The sequence below is a fragment of the Alphaproteobacteria bacterium genome (assembly GCA_015231795.1).
GTDB lineage: Bacteria > Pseudomonadota > Alphaproteobacteria > Rhodospirillales > WMHbin7 > WMHbin7.
The window spans coordinates 38,130-54,623 of the sequence record JADGAX010000003.1 but is presented as its reverse complement, the minus strand read 5'-3'; the positions used below and the strand labels follow the sequence as shown (position 1 = coordinate 54,623).

At 61.4% G+C, this 16,494-nt stretch carries 18 protein-coding genes and 1 pseudogene; 13 read left to right on the top strand and 6 right to left on the bottom strand.

Annotated features, from left to right (window positions below):
* Positions 1-38 precede the first annotated feature (38 nt).
* Positions 39-455 (top strand): RNA polymerase-binding protein DksA, encoded by a 417-nt coding sequence (dksA, locus tag HQL44_07890; GenBank protein MBF0268498.1) that lies wholly within the window; start codon positions 39-41, stop codon positions 453-455.
* A 69-nt stretch (positions 456-524) separates the two neighbouring features.
* On the opposite strand, the gene HQL44_07885 is transcribed toward dksA, so the two are convergent.
* From HQL44_07885 to flgF, 6 genes and pseudogenes are all read right to left on the bottom strand, one after another.
* Positions 525-881: a DUF2934 domain-containing protein gene (locus HQL44_07885; GenBank protein ID MBF0268497.1), complete on the bottom strand. Its 357-nt coding sequence runs from the start codon at positions 879-881 to the stop codon at positions 525-527.
* Positions 873-1,205 (bottom strand): annotated as a pseudogene (locus tag HQL44_07880) (hypothetical protein). Before HQL44_07880 ends, HQL44_07885 begins: the two are co-directional and overlap by 9 nt.
* A 159-nt stretch (positions 1,206-1,364) precedes the next feature.
* On the bottom strand, positions 1,365-2,111 hold the full coding sequence (locus tag HQL44_07875; protein ID MBF0268496.1) for a flagellar basal body L-ring protein FlgH: 747 nt from the start codon (positions 2,109-2,111) through the stop codon (positions 1,365-1,367).
* 16 nt (positions 2,112-2,127) lie between these two features.
* Positions 2,128-3,108, bottom strand: coding sequence for a flagellar basal body P-ring formation protein FlgA (gene flgA, locus HQL44_07870; protein MBF0268495.1), 981 nt, complete (start codon positions 3,106-3,108; stop codon positions 2,128-2,130).
* Between the two features lie 12 nt (positions 3,109-3,120).
* Complete coding sequence (flgG, locus tag HQL44_07865; protein MBF0268494.1) at positions 3,121-3,906, bottom strand: flagellar basal-body rod protein FlgG; 786 nt, start codon at positions 3,904-3,906, stop codon at positions 3,121-3,123.
* A 25-nt stretch (positions 3,907-3,931) separates the two neighbouring features.
* Positions 3,932-4,669, bottom strand: a complete 738-nt coding sequence (gene flgF / locus HQL44_07860; protein ID MBF0268493.1) for a flagellar basal-body rod protein FlgF — start codon at positions 4,667-4,669, stop codon at positions 3,932-3,934.
* 276 nt (positions 4,670-4,945) lie between these two features.
* On the opposite strand from flgF, the gene HQL44_07855 reads away from it, so the two are divergent.
* The 12 genes from HQL44_07855 (at position 4,946) to HQL44_07800 (ending at position 16,493) form a co-directional block, all read left to right on the top strand.
* Positions 4,946-5,503, top strand: coding sequence for a flagellar basal body-associated FliL family protein (locus HQL44_07855; GenBank protein MBF0268492.1), 558 nt, complete (start codon positions 4,946-4,948; stop codon positions 5,501-5,503).
* A gap of 16 nt (positions 5,504-5,519) precedes the next feature.
* Positions 5,520-6,737, top strand: a complete 1,218-nt coding sequence (gene fliM / locus HQL44_07850; GenBank protein ID MBF0268491.1) for a flagellar motor switch protein FliM — start codon at positions 5,520-5,522, stop codon at positions 6,735-6,737.
* 3 nt (positions 6,738-6,740) lie between these two features.
* On the top strand, positions 6,741-7,367 hold the full coding sequence (locus HQL44_07845; protein ID MBF0268490.1) for a hypothetical protein: 627 nt from the start codon (positions 6,741-6,743) through the stop codon (positions 7,365-7,367).
* 1 nt (position 7,368) lies between these two features.
* Positions 7,369-8,088, top strand: a complete 720-nt coding sequence (locus HQL44_07840; GenBank protein MBF0268489.1) for a hypothetical protein — start codon at positions 7,369-7,371, stop codon at positions 8,086-8,088.
* Between the two features lie 138 nt (positions 8,089-8,226).
* On the top strand, positions 8,227-8,613 hold the full coding sequence (locus HQL44_07835; GenBank protein MBF0268488.1) for a response regulator: 387 nt from the start codon (positions 8,227-8,229) through the stop codon (positions 8,611-8,613).
* 28 nt (positions 8,614-8,641) lie between these two features.
* Positions 8,642-9,304, top strand: coding sequence for a protein phosphatase CheZ (locus tag HQL44_07830; GenBank protein MBF0268487.1), 663 nt, complete (start codon positions 8,642-8,644; stop codon positions 9,302-9,304).
* A gap of 6 nt (positions 9,305-9,310) precedes the next feature.
* Positions 9,311-12,784 carry a tetratricopeptide repeat protein gene (locus tag HQL44_07825; GenBank protein MBF0268486.1) on the top strand — a complete coding sequence of 1,158 codons (3,474 nt, stop codon included), beginning with the start codon at positions 9,311-9,313 and terminating at the stop codon, positions 12,782-12,784.
* Between the two features lie 229 nt (positions 12,785-13,013).
* Positions 13,014-13,448, top strand: coding sequence for an adenosylmethionine decarboxylase (gene speD / locus HQL44_07820; protein MBF0268485.1), 435 nt, complete (start codon positions 13,014-13,016; stop codon positions 13,446-13,448).
* Positions 13,355-14,296 carry a polyamine aminopropyltransferase gene (gene speE, locus HQL44_07815; GenBank protein ID MBF0268484.1) on the top strand — a complete coding sequence of 314 codons (942 nt, stop codon included), beginning with the start codon at positions 13,355-13,357 and terminating at the stop codon, positions 14,294-14,296. Before speD ends, speE begins: the two co-directional genes overlap by 94 nt.
* The gene (locus HQL44_07810; GenBank protein MBF0268483.1) at positions 14,297-15,136 is read left to right on the top strand and encodes a glycosyltransferase family 2 protein; all 840 of its coding nucleotides are present in this window, start codon (positions 14,297-14,299) and stop codon (positions 15,134-15,136) included.
* Positions 15,137-15,175: 39 nt separating this feature from the next.
* Positions 15,176-15,526, top strand: a complete 351-nt coding sequence (locus tag HQL44_07805) for a metalloregulator ArsR/SmtB family transcription factor (GenBank protein ID MBF0268482.1) — start codon at positions 15,176-15,178, stop codon at positions 15,524-15,526.
* 1 nt (position 15,527) lies between these two features.
* Positions 15,528-16,493 carry a permease gene (locus HQL44_07800; GenBank protein MBF0268481.1) on the top strand — a complete coding sequence of 322 codons (966 nt, stop codon included), beginning with the start codon at positions 15,528-15,530 and terminating at the stop codon, positions 16,491-16,493.
* Position 16,494 lies beyond the last annotated feature (1 nt).

Genomic DNA, 16,494 nt, shown 5'->3' with positions numbered 1-16,494 from the left:
TCGAAACGTCCCCTATCTGTAAGAAACGAGGACCAGGGATGAACGTCACGTTGTCGCCCGATTATCGCCCATCAGAAAAAGAACCGTTCATGAATGAGCGGATGCGCGAATACTTCCGCCAGAAACTTTTGCGTTGGCGCCATGAGCTGTTGGAAGAATCCAACGAAACCCTGATGCACCTTCAAGAAGGCGGCATGCAGGAACCCGACATCGCCGATCGCGCCTCGGCCGAGACTGATCGGGCGCTGGAGTTGCGCACCCGCGACCGCGCCCGCAAACTAATCTCGAAGATCGACGCCGCCATGAAGCGCATCGATGATGGCACTTATGGCTATTGCGAGGAAAGCGGCGAGCCGATCGGCATCCGCCGCCTGGAAGCCCGCCCGATCGCCACGTTGACGATCGAAGCCCAGGAGCGCCATGAGCGCATGGAACGCACCCACCGAGAAGATTGAGCCATCCGCTTTGACAGCAAAAAGGGCCGGGTAAAACCCGGCCCTTTCGCTGTCGGCAACAAGCCAGACTTACTTCTTTTTCTTCGCAGGAGCCTTCTTGGCGGGTGCCGCCTTCTTGGCAGGCGCCGCTTTCTTGGCCGGAGCCTTGGCGGGAGCAGCCTTCTTGGCCGGGGCGGCGGCCTTCTTAGCCGGAGCGGCGGCCTTTTTGGCCGGAGCCTTGGTGGCCTGGACCTTCTTATGCTCGGTAATCGGCTTCGATCCCATGATGCGGGCGAATTCCTTGAGCGCCTTGGCATAGTCGGCGGCCTGGGTGATCTCGTACTCGGCGGTCAGCCAATGATCGAGATCGCGGTTCGGCTTGCGGCCATCCTTTTCCCACAATTTATAGGCCCGCTCGCGAATGCGGGTTCCGGTAGCGCCTTCCAGCAAGCCTTCGGAAATCTGGAGATTGAGATTGATCAGGCTGTCCAGAATATCGTCGGTGACGCCGTTCGCCACTTCGAAGGTTTTCTGGGCGGCGAATTGCGACAAACGGATCAGGTTGTCGCGGATCGTTTTGGGCAACTGGCATTCGGGGCGCTGCATCAGCGTGCGGATGGCGACCCAAAGCTGCAAATTATTGTCGAGCGCGCTGGTCAGATCGGCGCCGCCCTTCTTGCGGGATTCGGCAATTTGAACGGCAGAGCGGGCCAGAGCCAGCGCATCCTCTTCACCGCGCGTCAACATTTCAATCTGGTTCTTGGCCATCACTGATCTCCCAATTATTGCGGTTGTGCCGAATGTAACCCCTAAGCACTGAGCATAGACTATCAAGATTCCATGTGCTTGTGAATTCTGAAAGAATCCTGTCCCCAGGCTTGCGGCGCCAGAGCTGTAGCCCGGCGCCGCAGTGGTTTATAAGAATTCTAATCAGAAGGGGAACAGGATGTCAAACAGCTGCTGGCCGTAACGAGGCTGCTGCAGATCCGACAGGGTGCCTCGACCGCCATAGGTGATCCTGGCCTCGGCGATCTTCTCCGAACTGATCGTGTTGGTCGAATCGATGTCCGATGGCCTGACGATGCCCGAAACCGTCAGTTCGCGCAGTTCATTGTTCACCCGAACCTCCTGCTTGCCCGCCAACACCAGATTGCCGTTCGGCAGCACCTGGATGATGACGGCGGCCAGGGTGACGTTGATGGCTTCCGAACGGGTTATCTTGCCGTCGCCGGTAACGTCATGCGTGCTGCCCATGCTGGCCAGACTCGAGGCGTCGGCGCCGGGGAACAGCTTGAAGAGCTGCTTTTCGTAGCCCAGCAGCGAAAGGGCGTCGGTTCCCTCGCTGTTGTCGCGGCTTTCCGTGGTCTTGTTGCTCAGCGTGCTGTTGTCGCTGATGCTGACCTGAATGGTCAGGATGTCGCCCACCTCGCCCGCCCGGTTGTCCTTGAAGAAGGCCCTAGCACCCGGACGCCACAGCGAGTTGGGATTGGCCGCCGCCGTTTTGGGGGCGGGCATCGGCATGCTGACCGGGCGATAACTGGGGTTTTGCGTCGGATCGCTAACCTTCGAGGTCTTCGGCGCTTCGCCAACTTCGCTTAGGCGGTTGATGGTGTTGCAACCCGCCAGCGTCAGGCTGGCCGCGGCAAGCAGAAGCGACGTACGGAACGTGGTCTTCATAATGGCCTCCTGGCTCTCAATTGATGGCGCGGGCCGATTGCGGGCGGACGGTCACCAGTCCCTGCCCGATCACGGTGGCTTCCACAACGCTGCGGCTCTTCGAATTGGTCACATGGATGATGTCGCCTTGGCCGCCATCCTCGTTGGCCTGTCCCATGGCGGTCAGCGTCATGCCCGCCGACCTCAGAACCATGGTCACCGTACTGTTCTTGGGCACCATGACAGGGCGCTGGATATCCTGCAGGCTGACCGTTTGGCCCGCCTTCATGAAGCGGCGCGGCGCCTTGCCCGCAATCTGGCCGGGGTCGGTGATGGTGTCGGCGCGCACCATGTCGGCGCTGACCGGAACCATCTTAAGATCGTCGATGGCGATCGGCTCGTTCTTCTGGATCGAGCGGGCCAGCACGGGAATTTCCAACTGGCTGACGACGCGCCCGCTGACCTTGGCCTGCAGGGCGTTCGGCGTGCCGGCCGGCACTTCCAACGTGGCCGAGAAACGGCGTGAACGTTCGTCGTAGGTAAGGGCGCGCACGGCCACCACCGGCTTGGCGTCGACCGGGATGTTGAGGGAAATGGAGCGGTTCGCCAGTTCAACAGCCGAATCCGAGGCAACGCCATAAGGAGCCAGCGCCGACAGCAGCGCATTTTCGATGGCTTCGCGAGCGACCGTCTGCCCCGCCCGCTCGACCACGATGCGGTCGTAAAGGCTTGCCGGGCGCCAAGCGACGCCTTGCTGTTGCGCCAGGGCGTAGAGCCAGTTGGCTTCCAGCGTGGTGCGGCTTCCCGGCTTGGGGGCATAGGCGACAGGTTTCTTGGCCTTGACGGCATCCAGATTGTCGAAAATATCGCCAAGCACGAGGATATCGCCCTCCACCAGGGCCTGGCCTTTGAGGACCGGGGGGGCTGCAAGCAAGGCAAGTTTCGGCTCGTCTGCGAAGGCGGGAGCCGCCGACGTCAGAAAGGCTAGAACCAGAAAAGCGATGCGAAAGACGTTCATGGCCGTCTCCTACTATTTCAGCTGCGTCACTGAACCCATCATCTCATCCGAGGTCTTGATGACCTTGGAGTTCATTTCATAGGCTCGCTGCGCGCTGATCAGATTGGTCACTTCGGCCACCACATTGACGTTCGAGGTCTCAAGGAAGCCCTGCAACAAGGTTCCATATCCCAGCTGACCCGGCGTCGAGACCGCCGCCTGGCCCGAGGCCGGGGTTTCCAAGAACATGTTGTCGCCGATGGCTTCCAGGCCCGCCTCGTTGGCGAAGGTGGCCAGATCGAACTGGCCGATCACCTGCGGCGCCACCTGGCCGTCGATCTTGGCCGACACCTGGCCCGAAGCGTTGATCGAAACGCTGACCGCATTGGCCGGAATGGTCAGGCCAGGCTGCACGGTATAGCCGTTGTGGGTAACGATCGCCCGGTCAGCCGAAAGCTGGAACGAGCCGTCGCGCGAATATCCGGTATCGCCATTGGGCAGCGTCACCCGGAAATAGCCTTTCCCCTGCACGGCAAGGTCAAGCGTGTTGTCGGTGTTGAGCAGACTGCCCTGCTCGGTGATGCGGTAGACGGCGGCAGTGCGCACGCCCAGGCCCAACTGAACGCCCGACGGCACGATGGTGCCCGAGTCCGACGAGTTGGCGCCGACGCGCCGCAAATTCTGGTACAGAAGGTCGTTGAACTCGGGCCTTCTGCGCGAATAGGCCGTGGTGTTCATGTTGGCGATGTTGTTCGAGATCACCTCGACGTTGGTCTGTTGGGCCAACATTCCCGTGGCGGCGATATTGAGCGACCTCATGACGCGTTCCTTTCCTCTAAAACCCTTATCTCGACGTGCGTCCCAGCACGTCGATGGCCTTGCGCACGCGCTCATGCTCGTTTTCGATCATGCGCTGCACGGCCTCGTAGCTGCGTTGAACTTGAATCATCTTGCCGACCTCGACCACGGGCAGGACGTTCGATCCCTCGATCATTCCCTGCACGACATGCGGCTTGTCGACATCCTGCGGCTGGGCCTCGGTCTGATAAAGACCGCCCGAGACCTTGCGCAATTCCTGGTCGTTTTCGAATTTCACGACGCGCAACTTGCCGACCTGGCCGTTTTCCGTGGAAACCGTGCCGTCGGAGGCGATCGAAACCGACTGCTCATTGGGTGCGAAGAAGAAGGGCTGGTCGGTGGTCGACAGAACCGGATGGCCGTCGGCCGTCACCAACTGACCGGCCTCGTCCAGGCGGAAATGGCCGGTGCGGCTGTAGCGCTGGCCCTGCGGCGTATCGACGACCATGAAGCCCTCGCCCTTGATTGCGACATCCAAGGGATTGCCGGTCTCGGAAATGGCGCCTTCGCTCATGTTGCGATAGATCGAGACGTCCTGGACATAGGCCGTCTTGTCGCCGAACGGGCGATCCGCCGTGCGCGATTGCAGCACATAGTCGCGGAACATCATGTTCTCGGCCTTGAAGGCCGGGGTGTTCATATTGGCCAGATTGTTGGCCACCATGTCCATTTGCCGCCAAAGAGCCGCCTGGCGAGAAAGGGCAACGTAGGAGGTGGTTTCCATGACCGGAGCGTCCTTGATGGGCGTTACGACTGTTCAGCCCCTTTTGTGCACGCCCCGTGCCAACTGCTAATAGACTGTATTTAAACGATTCGATACCAGGGAGAGGGTCCGGCTTTGCCGCCCTTGCCGGTCGCTTGCCGTGCTTGCCGGGCAGTTCTTGCCGCTTTGCCAGCCCGCTTGCTAATGTCCTTGTCAGACACTTACCTCTTATTAACCGGCTGGGCCTTAGCATGAGTGTTGAAGTGTGGCCACGGCCAAGGCCTTGTGGGAGACGTTATGGTTCAGGATCTTGAAGACCAGGAAGAAGGCGGCGGCGAGGAAGGCGGGGGTGCTGCCAAAAAAGGCGGCTCGAAGAAGCTGATCTTGATGGTGGCCATTCCTTTGGTGCTGATCATCGGCCTGGCGGCGGGGGCCGTCTTTACCGGATTGGCCGACCCCATCCTGGCCATGGTCGGCATTGGCGGCGGCAAGGAAGAACCTGCCGCAGCGGAGCATGGGGCGCCCCCGGGGGGTCCCCAGGCGGTGGCGCAGTCGGTCTTTTACGACCTGCCCGACATGCTGGTGAACTTGAATTCGCCCGGACGACGCCAAAGCTACCTGAAAATCAGGGTCAGCCTGGAATTGTCCAACCCCTTGGACCAGCCCCGCATCGAGCAGATGATGCCCAGAATCGTCGATAATTTTCAGGTTTACCTGCGCGAACTTAGGGTCGAGGACCTGCAGGGCGCCGCCGGCGTCTATCGCTTGCGCGAGGAACTGCTAAGCCGGGTCAACACTGCCGTCAAGCCGGTCAAGGTCAACGACGTCCTCTTTAAGGAGATGCTGGTCCAGTAATTGGACCTGAACCCCCATGGCAGACGAAGCGCCCCGCACCGACCAAGATGAAGAAGCCTTGATGGCCGAATGGGCCGCCATGGCTGGCGACGACGAGGAAGGCGGGGACAAGAAGGCCGAGGCGGGCGGCGGCGGCGGCGATGAGGGTGGCGGCGGCATGGACGCCGCAGCAGCCGCCGAATGGGAAGCCATGTTGGGCGAAGAGGACAATCCCGACATGGCGGCTGCGGGCGGCGGGCGCGAATCGACCCGCGTGCTCAACCAGGACGAAATCGACAGCCTTTTGGGCTTCGACGACGTTCACGAAGCCAGCGACCAGAAATCGGGCATCCAGGCCATCTTGAATTCGGCGCTCGTCTCCTACGAGCGCCTACCCATGCTGGAGGTGGTGTTCGACCGCTTGGTGCGCATGATGAGCACCAGCTTGCGCAACTTCACCTCGGACAACGTCGAAGTCTCGCTCGACAACATCGTCAGCATCCGCTTCGGCGACTATCTGAATTCGATTCCCCTGCCCGCCATGCTGGCCGTCTTCAAGGCCGAGGAATGGGACAATTACGGCCTTTTGACCGTTGATTCGTCGTTGATCTATTCCATCGTCGACGTGCTCTTGGGCGGCAGGCGCGGCACGGCTGCGATGCGCATCGAAGGCAGGCCCTACACCACCATCGAACGCAATCTGGTCGAGCGCATGGTGCATGTGGTCTTTTCAGATCTTTCGGCGGCGTTCGACCCGCTGTCGCCCGTCACCTTCCGCTTTGACCGGCTGGAAACCAACCCGCGTTTCGCCACCATTTCGCGCCCGTCCAACGCCGCCATCGTAGCCAAGCTGCGCATCGACATGGAAGACCGTGGCGGACGCCTGGAACTGCTGATCCCCTACGCCACCTTGGAACCGGTGCGCGAGCTTCTGCTTCAGATGTTCATGGGCGAGAAGTTCGGCCGCGATTCGATCTGGGAAACCCACTTGGCCGAAGAATTGTGGATCACCGACGTCGATTTGAACGCCGTACTCGACGTGCAGACCATGCGTCTGCGCGAAGTGCTGAACTTAAAGATCGGTGACCGCATCATGCTGAACGCCAGCCCGGATTCGCTGGTCGATCTGCATTGCGGCGACGTCGAAATGTTCTATGGCCGCATGGGCCGCAAAAGTCATCACATGGCCATTCGCATCGAAGGCAGGGGATCGTCTGCCGAAGCGGCCAAGAAAAAACCCGGAGGAGGTGCTTAAGCCATGGCTTCGCTCGGCATTGTCCTTGACGTTCTGATGGTCCTGCTGCTCGGCGCCGTTCTGGCCTATGCCGTCATCTTGAACCGACGCCTTAGCCAGTTGCGCTCGAACAAGGACGAGCTGGCCCGCGTCATCAACGCCTTCAACGAGGCGACCCAACGCGCCGAGGCCAGCATTCCGCGTCTGCGCAAAACCGCCGACGACATCCGCACCCAGCTTGAGGACCGCATCGAAAAGGCGGTCAGCCTGAAGGACGATCTGGCCTTCATGATCGACCGCAGCGACAGCATGGCCAATCGCCTGGAAAGCTCGGTTCGCATGGCCAGGGGCGAAACCATGGGCGGACAAGCCGCAAGCCCGCCCGCCCCCTCGCCCCGCCTGCCTTCGGCGCCCCGGACCATGGCGGCCGCCAGACCGGCCTCCAGCTTCAGCCCCCCACAACCGCCGCCCCAGGCGTCGCGCCCCGCCGCCCCGCCGCCGCCCCGCCCCGCCGCAGCACCCGCGCAGGCGTCGGCGCCCCAGCGCCGGGAACCCCGCCTGGATGACAGTTTCCGCATGCCGCCCGACGACATGGACGATCGGTCAGAAGCCGAACGCGCATTGTTGAGGGCCTTGCAGTCGGCCCGCTAACATGAAGAAAATATTCGAAAAATTCCGCCTGTTGCCGATTCTGATCATTCTGGGAGGCTTGGTCCTGACCGTCAAGGTCGGCGGGCTGATCGATGGCTGGTCCAAGGCGCCGCCCAGCATCACCGTGGCCGCCAGCGTCGAAGCCCAGCAACCAAGTCCGGTTCAACCCAAGCAAGCCCCGGCGGCTCCCGCCCCACAGGCTGCCCCGCCCCCCAATCCCGAAGTCACCTCGCCGCCCGCCGCCAGCACGGCCCTGCAGTCGCCGCCGATTCCCAGCGGCGATCCGGCCAGCTATACCCCGGCCGAGTTGGAAGTGCTGCAAAAGCTGGTGGCCAGACGCGACGAGTTGGAAGCCAGGGCCAAGGAAATGCAGATGCGCGAGGACTTGGCCAAGGCCGCCGAGGCGCGCCTGACCAAGAAACTGGCTGAAATGAAGCAGGTTCAAGGAACGATCGAGGCCTTGCTGCGCAAGTACGACGAGCAGGAAGACGCCAAAATGCGCAGCCTGGTCAAGATTTACGAATCGATGAAGCCCAAGGACGCCGCCAAGATCTTCGAAGAATTGGATATGGCCATTCTTTTGGACGTCATCGAGCGCATGAAAGAGAAGAAGGCCGCCGACGTTTTGTCCAATGTCAGCCCCCAGAAGGCCAAGGAAATCACCTTCGAACTGGCCGAGAGGCGCAAACTGCCCAAGCCCGGGATCGCCACGGGCGGCTGAGAAAGCGTCCTATCCATAGAAAATGGCTTGAAAAAGGCTTGCGCCCTTGAATAATAAACCGTAATACCGTTCTTGGCCCGTCCAGGGGATTGGGGGGCATGGAACGATCCGATTCACAGCATCCGATAGGAGCCATGAATGGCTGTCGATAAGAATATGAAGGTTCTCATCGTCGACGATTACAAGACGATGTTGCGTATCGTGCGTAACCTTCTCAAGCAGCTCGGGTTCATGAACGTCGATGAAGCAACCGACGGTTCGATGGCTCTGCAGTTGTTGCGCAACGCCCAGTACGGTTTGGTCATTTCCGACTGGAACATGGAGCCGATGACCGGTCTGCAGCTTCTTAAGGAAGTGCGCGCCGATGCCAAGCTCAAGGGCGTTCCCTTCATCATGGTGACGGCCGAAAGCAAATCGGAAAACGTCATCGCCGCCAAGGAAGCCGGGGTTTCGAACTACATCGTCAAGCCCTTCAACGCCGAGACGCTCAAGACCAAAATGTCGAGCGTGCTGGGCGACTTCTGATGCGGATCGCGTAGCCAGGGGAAATTCCATGCCGGGCAAGGCCGTCGATCGCGATCTCGAGCAGCGTTTGAACGAGATTCGCGAATCTTCCGGCGGTTCTGTCCGCGTGGACCAGATTGGGGAAGTTGTCCAGTCGCTGCTTGACAGCCTGAAGGGCGATCTGACCTCGGCTGATTTGCGCATCTATCAAGAGTTGGAAGGGCTGGCGGCCTATATCCGCGCCGCCAAGGCGGAAATCGCCCAACTGCGCCCCAACGAAATTAAGGATCATTACATCTCGTCGGCCTCCGACGAGTTGGACGCCATCGTCGAGGCGACGGAAACGGCCACCAACGATATCCTGGACGCCGTCGAGGCCATCGAGAACGTGGCGGCGGAAGCCCCGGAAGAGATCAATCAGAAGCTGTCCGAACTGACGACTCGCATCTACGAAGCCTGCAATTTCCAGGACATTACCGGCCAGCGCATCACCAAGGTGGTCCGGGCGCTCAAACATATCGAGGACAAGGTCGAATCGCTGGTCAAGGCCCTGGGCGGCGAGCATGTCGAGGCCGCTTCCGCGGATGGCCAGCCGCCAGCCTTCTTCACCCATGGCGGCGAAGGCGAGCAGGATCTTCTGAACGGCCCGCAGACCGCAGGCAAGGCCAACAAGCAAGACGATATCGACGCCCTGTTTTCCAGCTTCGACTGAGGCCCCATGGCCGGGGCTTTTCCAACGCCCGCTTTCCCTTCGCTCAGGCTTCCGATTCTGGCCGGGGTCGCTCTTTGCTGCCTTTTGGCCCATTCCGCGCCATCTTGGGCCGCCCAGGTGCGCGGCGCCAAACATGCCGACTATGCCAGGATCGTCTTCGATCAAGACGAGGCGGGGGGCTTCAGCGTTTCGCAAGACGGCGCCCGGCTGGTGGTGCGCTTCGACACCCCCTTCAAGGGCGATCCCAAGGCCCTGCTTTCGGCGCTGGACGGAATCGTTACCGCCGCCAGCCTGGAAGGCGGCGGCAAATCCGCCACCCTGACGCTGGCAGGCCGTTTCGAAGTCAAAAGTTTCTCTCTCGGCACGTCGGCGGTCATCGACTTGATGCCCACCAAAGGGGGAACTGGCGCAGAGGCCTTCAAATCGACGCCCGCCAAGGCGGCGCAGCCCGCCGCCAAAGGGTCGGACGCCATCGCCGTCAGGGTCGGCGACCATGACGACTTCAGCCGACTGGTTTTCGATTGGCCGCAAAACGTGACCTACGACGTCGTCAAGCAGGGCGAAGTGGTCACCATTACCTTCGGACGCGCCGCCCGTTTCGACGATGCCGGATTGCGGGCCAATCTGCCCTTGTTCATCAGCGGCGCCGAAACGCAGACCTCGGGCGGGAAATCGGTGGTCACCTTGTTCGCGCCCAAGGACGCCAGGGTCCGCCACTTCACCAGCGGCCCCAAGGTGGTGGTGGACATCCTAAGCCCCGGCGGGGCCAAAACGACCGCCGCGCCCGCCCCTGCCCGCCCTGCAACGCCGCCGCCTGCGGCGCGCCCAGCCCCCATTTCGGACCGGGGATTGCCGACCGATCTGGCCGGACTGTCCCAACAAACACCCCCTGCGGCTGTCGCAGCGCCGCCGGTTGCCCCAGCCCCTGTTCCGGCTCCCGCCCCGACTCCAGGACCTGCACCGGCCCCAAGTCCGGCCCCTGCTTCTGGCCCGGCTCCGCCAACGCCAGCGCCAGCAGAACCACCGCCCGGCGCCGAGCCGCCGCCCATGCAGCCCTCGGCCCTTCCCTTCCCCGCCCCGTCCATGGACGATGACGAGGACGCGGTTCCCGACGATGGGACGCCCGGCACCACGGCCAGTCTGTCTTTCACCTGGAACCAGCCGACGGCCGCCGCCGTTTTCCGCCGCTCGGGCTATTTGTGGGTGGTGTTCGACCGCCATCAGGAACTTGACTTGCGGCTCTTGCGCCAATTGGGGGCCGGGGTCGTCACCTCGGTCGAGCAATTGCCCTCCAAGTCGGTCACCGTCGCGCGCATCGTCACCCAGCCCGGCTACAATCCCTCGATCCGGCGCGAGAACCTGCTGTGGATTCTCGACCTGTCGAAGCGCGCCTTGAAACCGGCCAATCCCATTGATCTGCGTTTGGAAGAGCAAAGCGTGGTGGGATCGCGCATTTTCATGAAGGTCAACGAGGCCGGTTCGGTCATCCCTCTGGTCGATGCCGAAATCGGCGATCAGTTGTTCGTGATTCCGGTCATGCCGTTGGGGGCCGGCGTCTATCCCAAGCGCGACCTTCCGGACGTGACCTTGCTGGCCACCGCTCAGGGCATCGTGGCGGCCAAGAAATCGGACGGTCTTGACGTAAGAGCCACCCGCGACGGCGCCGAGATCAGCCGTCAGCCGGGCGGCCTACGCTTCACCAAGGACGCCGATCGGCTGGCCCGCGCATCCGGCCTTCCCATCGGACAGGCCGACATGAGCGCCATGAACGTCGCCAAATGGGTTCAGGGCGATCCCAACAAATCCGACGAAGCCATGCGCGATCTGTTGCAGGTGATCAGCCAGTCGCCGCCGGAAGGCCGCACGCAGCCCCGCTTGGCCCTGGCCCGCTTCTTGATCGCTTCCGGCATGGGTGCCGAGGCCTTGGGCGTTCTGCGCACCATCGCGGTCACCGACGCCCCCTTCGCCGAGACGGCGCCCTTCAAGGCGGCCAGAGGAGCCGCCAATGTTTTGGCGCACCGGTCGCTAGAAGCGCTTGAAGACCTGCAAAGCCCGACCCTGATCGACGTGCCCGAGGCAAGATTCTGGCGCGGTTTGGCCGATGCCGACCAAGCCTTCAATCCCGGCCATTTCAACGACGTCTTGAAGGAAGGCGGCGGGTTCCTGTCCTCTTATCCGCCTGCCCTGCAATTGCGCTTGGGGCTGTTGGCGGCCCAGGCCGCCGTCGATGCCGCCGACGATCTGACCGCCAGCCGGGTGATGGACATCGTAAAGCCTCTGCTGTCGACCGAATCGGAAAAGGCCCGCTACACCTATATCGAAGGCCGGTTCGAGGAGATGACCGGCGCCGCCGAAACGGCGCTGACCAAATATCGCGAAGCTGAAAACAGCACCGGGCGCTGGGAGCGCTCGCGGGCGGGCATCGCCAGGGTCGAATTGGAATTGAAGACCAACAAGATCACCAAGGCCCAGGCCATTCAGGAACTGGAGCGGCTGCGCTTCGCTTGGCGCGGCGACGACTTCGAATATAATTTATTAAAGCGCATGGCCGAGCTGTATTTCCAGGAACACGACTACGGCAATGGGTTGCGCACCTTGAAGCAGTTGGCCGCCAACTTCCGCGAAGTGAAGGATATCGAGCCGATCGCGGGCCAGATGAGCGACGTGTTCGCCAAGCTCTTCCAGGATGGCGAAGCCGACAAGCTGCCGCCCTACACCGCCATCGCCCTGTTCGAGGAATTCAAGGAACTGACGCCGGTCGGCCCCAAGGGCGACGAAATGATCCGCAATCTGGCCGACCGTCTGGCCGCGGTCGATCTGTTGGACCGCGCCGCCGATTTGCTGCGCCAACAAGTGCGCTTCCGCTTGCAAGGCGAAGAGAAGGCCCGCGTCGGCTTCCGCCATGGGCTGCTTCAGATGCTGAACCACAACCCGCAGGCGGCCATCGACGCCCTGGCCGAAAGCGAGGCGCCGGGCGTTTCCGCCGAGCTTGAACAAAGCAGGCGCTATTTGAAGGCCCAGGCGCTGGCCGAAATGAACAAGGTGCCGGACGCCATCGCTTTGTTGGGCGAGGACACCAACCGGGCGGCCCTGCTGCTGAAGGCGGAAATCTATTGGAACAAGCAGAACTGGCCGGAGGTGGTCAACGCGTTCGAAGCCCTGGTGCCCAAGCCGGAAGCGACGCCCGCCAAGGGCGGCAAGCTGTCCGACCAGGAGGCCCGCTTCATCTTGAACAAGGCCGTGGCCCTGATCCTGGCCAAGGACGAGCGCGGTCTGGCCCGCATTCGCCGCCAGTTCCTGCCTTATATGGAAGTGACGCAGTACAAGGACGCCTTCACCTTGCTGACTTACGAGCCGGGAACCGAGGGCATTTCCACCGACATGGTGGCCGCAAAAATTAAGGAAGTTGAAAACTTTCAGACATTTATGTCTGGCTATCGTAGCCGCTTGCGTGATGAAAAATTGAGTGCTATAAACTGACCACGCTTTCCGAACAGCGGGCTTCCTCTGGTGGCTTGGGTTCGGGGTTTTTTTTTGGCCTCGGCCAAATTTATTCGTGTAAGAAGGCGGGGGATGCTTCATAAGCCCTCCTTTCTTCTTCTGGTCCATCTACTGGTTAGGAGTGGGGATGATGTCGAAAGTCGCCCTTGCCCGGCTGGGGATGAACTCGGAAGCCAATCCGAGGGATACCCAAGGCGCCGCGTATCACATGACCTATGCCGAGTCGCATCAGGCCAAGGAATGTCATCTTTGGCCCGTCGTCGACAATGGCAAGGATTATTACGTCGAGAAGAACGGCGTAAAGTTCGCAGGCACCCATCTGATCATCGATCTGTGGGGTGCGTCGAATCTCGATCAGCTTGAGCTGACGGAAAACGCTTTACGCGAATCGGCGGAAGTGGCGGGCGCCACTTTGCTGCACTGTCATCTGCACCACTTCTCGCCCAACGGCGGAATTTCGGGCGTGCTGGTGCTGGCTGAATCGCATATCAGCATCCACACTTGGCCCGAGCGCAATTTCGCTGCGCTCGACATCTTCATGTGCGGCGAATGCGACCCTTACAAGTCGATTCCCATCCTGAAGCGGGCCTTTTCTCCCGAACGCGTCGTGGTCAACGAGCAGAAACGGGGCATCCTGGCGTGAGCGCCTGGATCGTCGAGAAGCTCTACGAGAGTTGGCGTCAATCCTTCCTGGCATCGAAGACCCTCTTCGAAGCCAGGACGGATCACCAACACTTGGCCATCTTCGAAAATCCGCAATTCGGCCGCGTGATGGTTCTGGACGACGTGATCCAGGTCACCACCGGCGACGAGTTCGTCTATCACGAGATGCTGACGCATGTCCCCATGTTGGCTCATGGGAATGCCGTCGAAATTCTGGTGGTGGGCGGCGGCGATGGGGGAATCCTGCGCGAGGTGCTGAAGCACAAGCAGGTGACCAAGGCCGTGCTGGTCGAAATCGACCAGGGCGTCGTGGACATGAGCATCGAACATATGCCTTCGGTTTCCGCCGGAGCCTATGAAGATCCGCGCGTCCAGGTGGTCATCCAGGACGGCGTCGAATACATGGCCGAGGATGGTCAGAAGTTCGACGTCATCATCATCGATTCGACAGACCCCGCCGGTCCCGGCGAGGTCTTGTTCACCGAATCCTTCTACAAGAATTGCGCCAAGCGCTTGAAGCCGGGCGGCATCTTCACCTGTCAGAACGGCGTGCCGTTCATGCAGGGCGACGAGCTGACCGACACGCAGCGCCGCAGGAAGCCGCATTTCAAGGATGCCGCCTTCTATGTGGCGGCGGTGCCGACCTATGTCGGCGGATTCATGGCGCTGGGCTGGGCGACGCAAGACGCCAGCTATCGCAAGCAGGGCGTGGACGTCATCAAGAAGCGCTATGACGCCAATCCCTTCCCCACGCGTTATTGGACGCCCGATCTTCACGTGGCCAGCTTCGCGCTGCCGCGTTACGTCCAAGAACTGATGGAGAAGTAAGTGGGAAATGGCGGCGACGGTTCTGCCTTGGCGACCGTCGCCGTTCCCGCCTACAACTGCGCATCCACCATCATCCCGGCCCTTGCCAGCATCGAAGACTCGATCGCCTATCTCAAGGCGCTGCGCGGACCCAACTCGCTGGTCGAGGTGGTGGTGGTCGATGACGGATCGACCGACGCGACGCCCGATCTGATCGCCCGGTTCGCGCAAGACCATCCCCATGTCCGCCTGCTGCGCCAAGCCAACCAGGGACCGGGAAAGGCCCGCAACGCGGCGGCGGCGGCGGGAGAGGCGAACGTCATCATGTATCTTGACGGCGACGATCTGTTTTTTCCCCCGCATATCGCGGTTTGCCTGGACCTTTTGGACCAGCATGCCGAAGCCGGATTCGTGAAAACCGGCGTTCGGCTGGACGAGAATGTTCATCCCGGCTGGAAAAGCGGCATCGCCAACAGCATCGTCATCAATTGCGCGGTGCGCCGCGAGGTTCACGACTTTATCGGCGGCTTCTTCGAAGAACCGGCCTTCCAGGCCCTGCATGCCGAGGATGCGCTTTATTCGGCCCTGCTGATCGCCTTCTTCGCGCAGGCGCGAACCGAGTTGGAAACCGTTCACCACCTAGTTTATCCCGGCAACGCCTTCGACCGGCAACGCGCCAAGTTCCAGGCCCCGCCGGAAGCCGGGCTGGAAGCCATGAGCGACAGAGAGTTGCAAGCCCAGCCGGAAGTCATGCGCCTGTACGAGGAACGCCGACTGGCCCTGGCCGCCAAAGTGCAGACCAAGGTGTGGCAAGGCCCGCCGGTCAATGTCGCCGGGCCAAGGGTTATCCTGGGCGATTGACCCCTTGCCAGCTTATTCCTTACAGAGTATATACCCTGTATGGAATATGAACCAACCGACCTGTTCGCCGTTCTGGCCGATCCCACCCGCCTGCGCTGCCTAACGCTGCTGGCCAAGGAGCCTTCCTTGTGCGTCTGCCATCTGGTCGACGCCATGCAAGAGCCGCAGCCAAAACTGTCCAAACATCTGGGCGTGTTGCGCGAAATGGGGCTGGTGGCCGATGAGCGCAAAGCCCAGTGGGTGCATTATTCCCTGAAGACCGACTTGCCCGCCTGGGTGCGGGCGGCTCTGGATGCGGCCTTCGAGGGAGCCAAGGAGCAGCAGCCCTATGCAGACGACGCCAAGCGCCTGAAGAAGCGGCTTTCCCCTGCCTGCAACAAGGCGGCCTGAGATGATCGATCCCTTCTTGTTTTTGGCCGACCTGCTGACCATCCGCCTCTTGGGGCTGGATACAACGCAAAGCCTGGGCGGCGCGCTTCACTTCTTCATCGAGGACACGGCCAAGATTTTCTTTCTGCTGGCCTTGATCGTCTTCGTCATCGGCCTGTTCCGCTCGATGATGTCGCCCGAACGCGTGCGCAAGCTGATTGGCGGCAAGCGGCGCATCGTGGCCTATCCGGCGGCCGTGGGGCTTGGCGCCGTCACGCCCTTCTGCTCCTGCTCGTCCATCCCCCTGTTCATCGGCTTTTTGGAGGCGGGCATCCCCTTGGGCGTCACCATGTCCTTCCTGATCGCCTCTCCAATGATCAACGAGATCGCCGTCATCATCCTGGCCTCGTCCATCGGCCTGGAATTCGCCGTGCTTTATGTCGTGACCGGCCTGACCGTGGGGCTGATCGGCGGATTGCTGATCGACGGCATGAAGCTGGAACGCTATGTCGAGGATTATGTCTGGAAAATCCATATGGGCGAGGCGGCCTTGCCTGAGCATCCGGAAAGCTGGGCCGAGCGTGCGGCCTATGCCTGGGGCGAGGTGAAAAGCATCCTAAAACGCTTGTGGCTGTATGTGTTTATCGGCATCGGCATCGGCGCCTTCCTGCACGGCTATGTGCCGCAGGAATTCTTCACCCAATATGCCAGCGCCGACAATCCATTCGCCGTGCCGCTGGCCGTGCTGATGGGAATCCCCCTGTACGGAAGTGCGACCAGCGTCATTCCGGTGGCCGAAGCACTGCTCGCCAAGGGCGTTCCGGTCGGCACCGTGCTGGCCCTGATGATGAGCATCGCCGCCTTGTCGCTGCCCGAAGTCATCATGCTAAAACAGGTGATCAAGCCGCAATTGATCGCCATCTTCGTGGGCATTCTGGCCGTGGCCTTCATCGTCGTCGGCTATGGCTTCAACTTCATCTTCTCGTGAC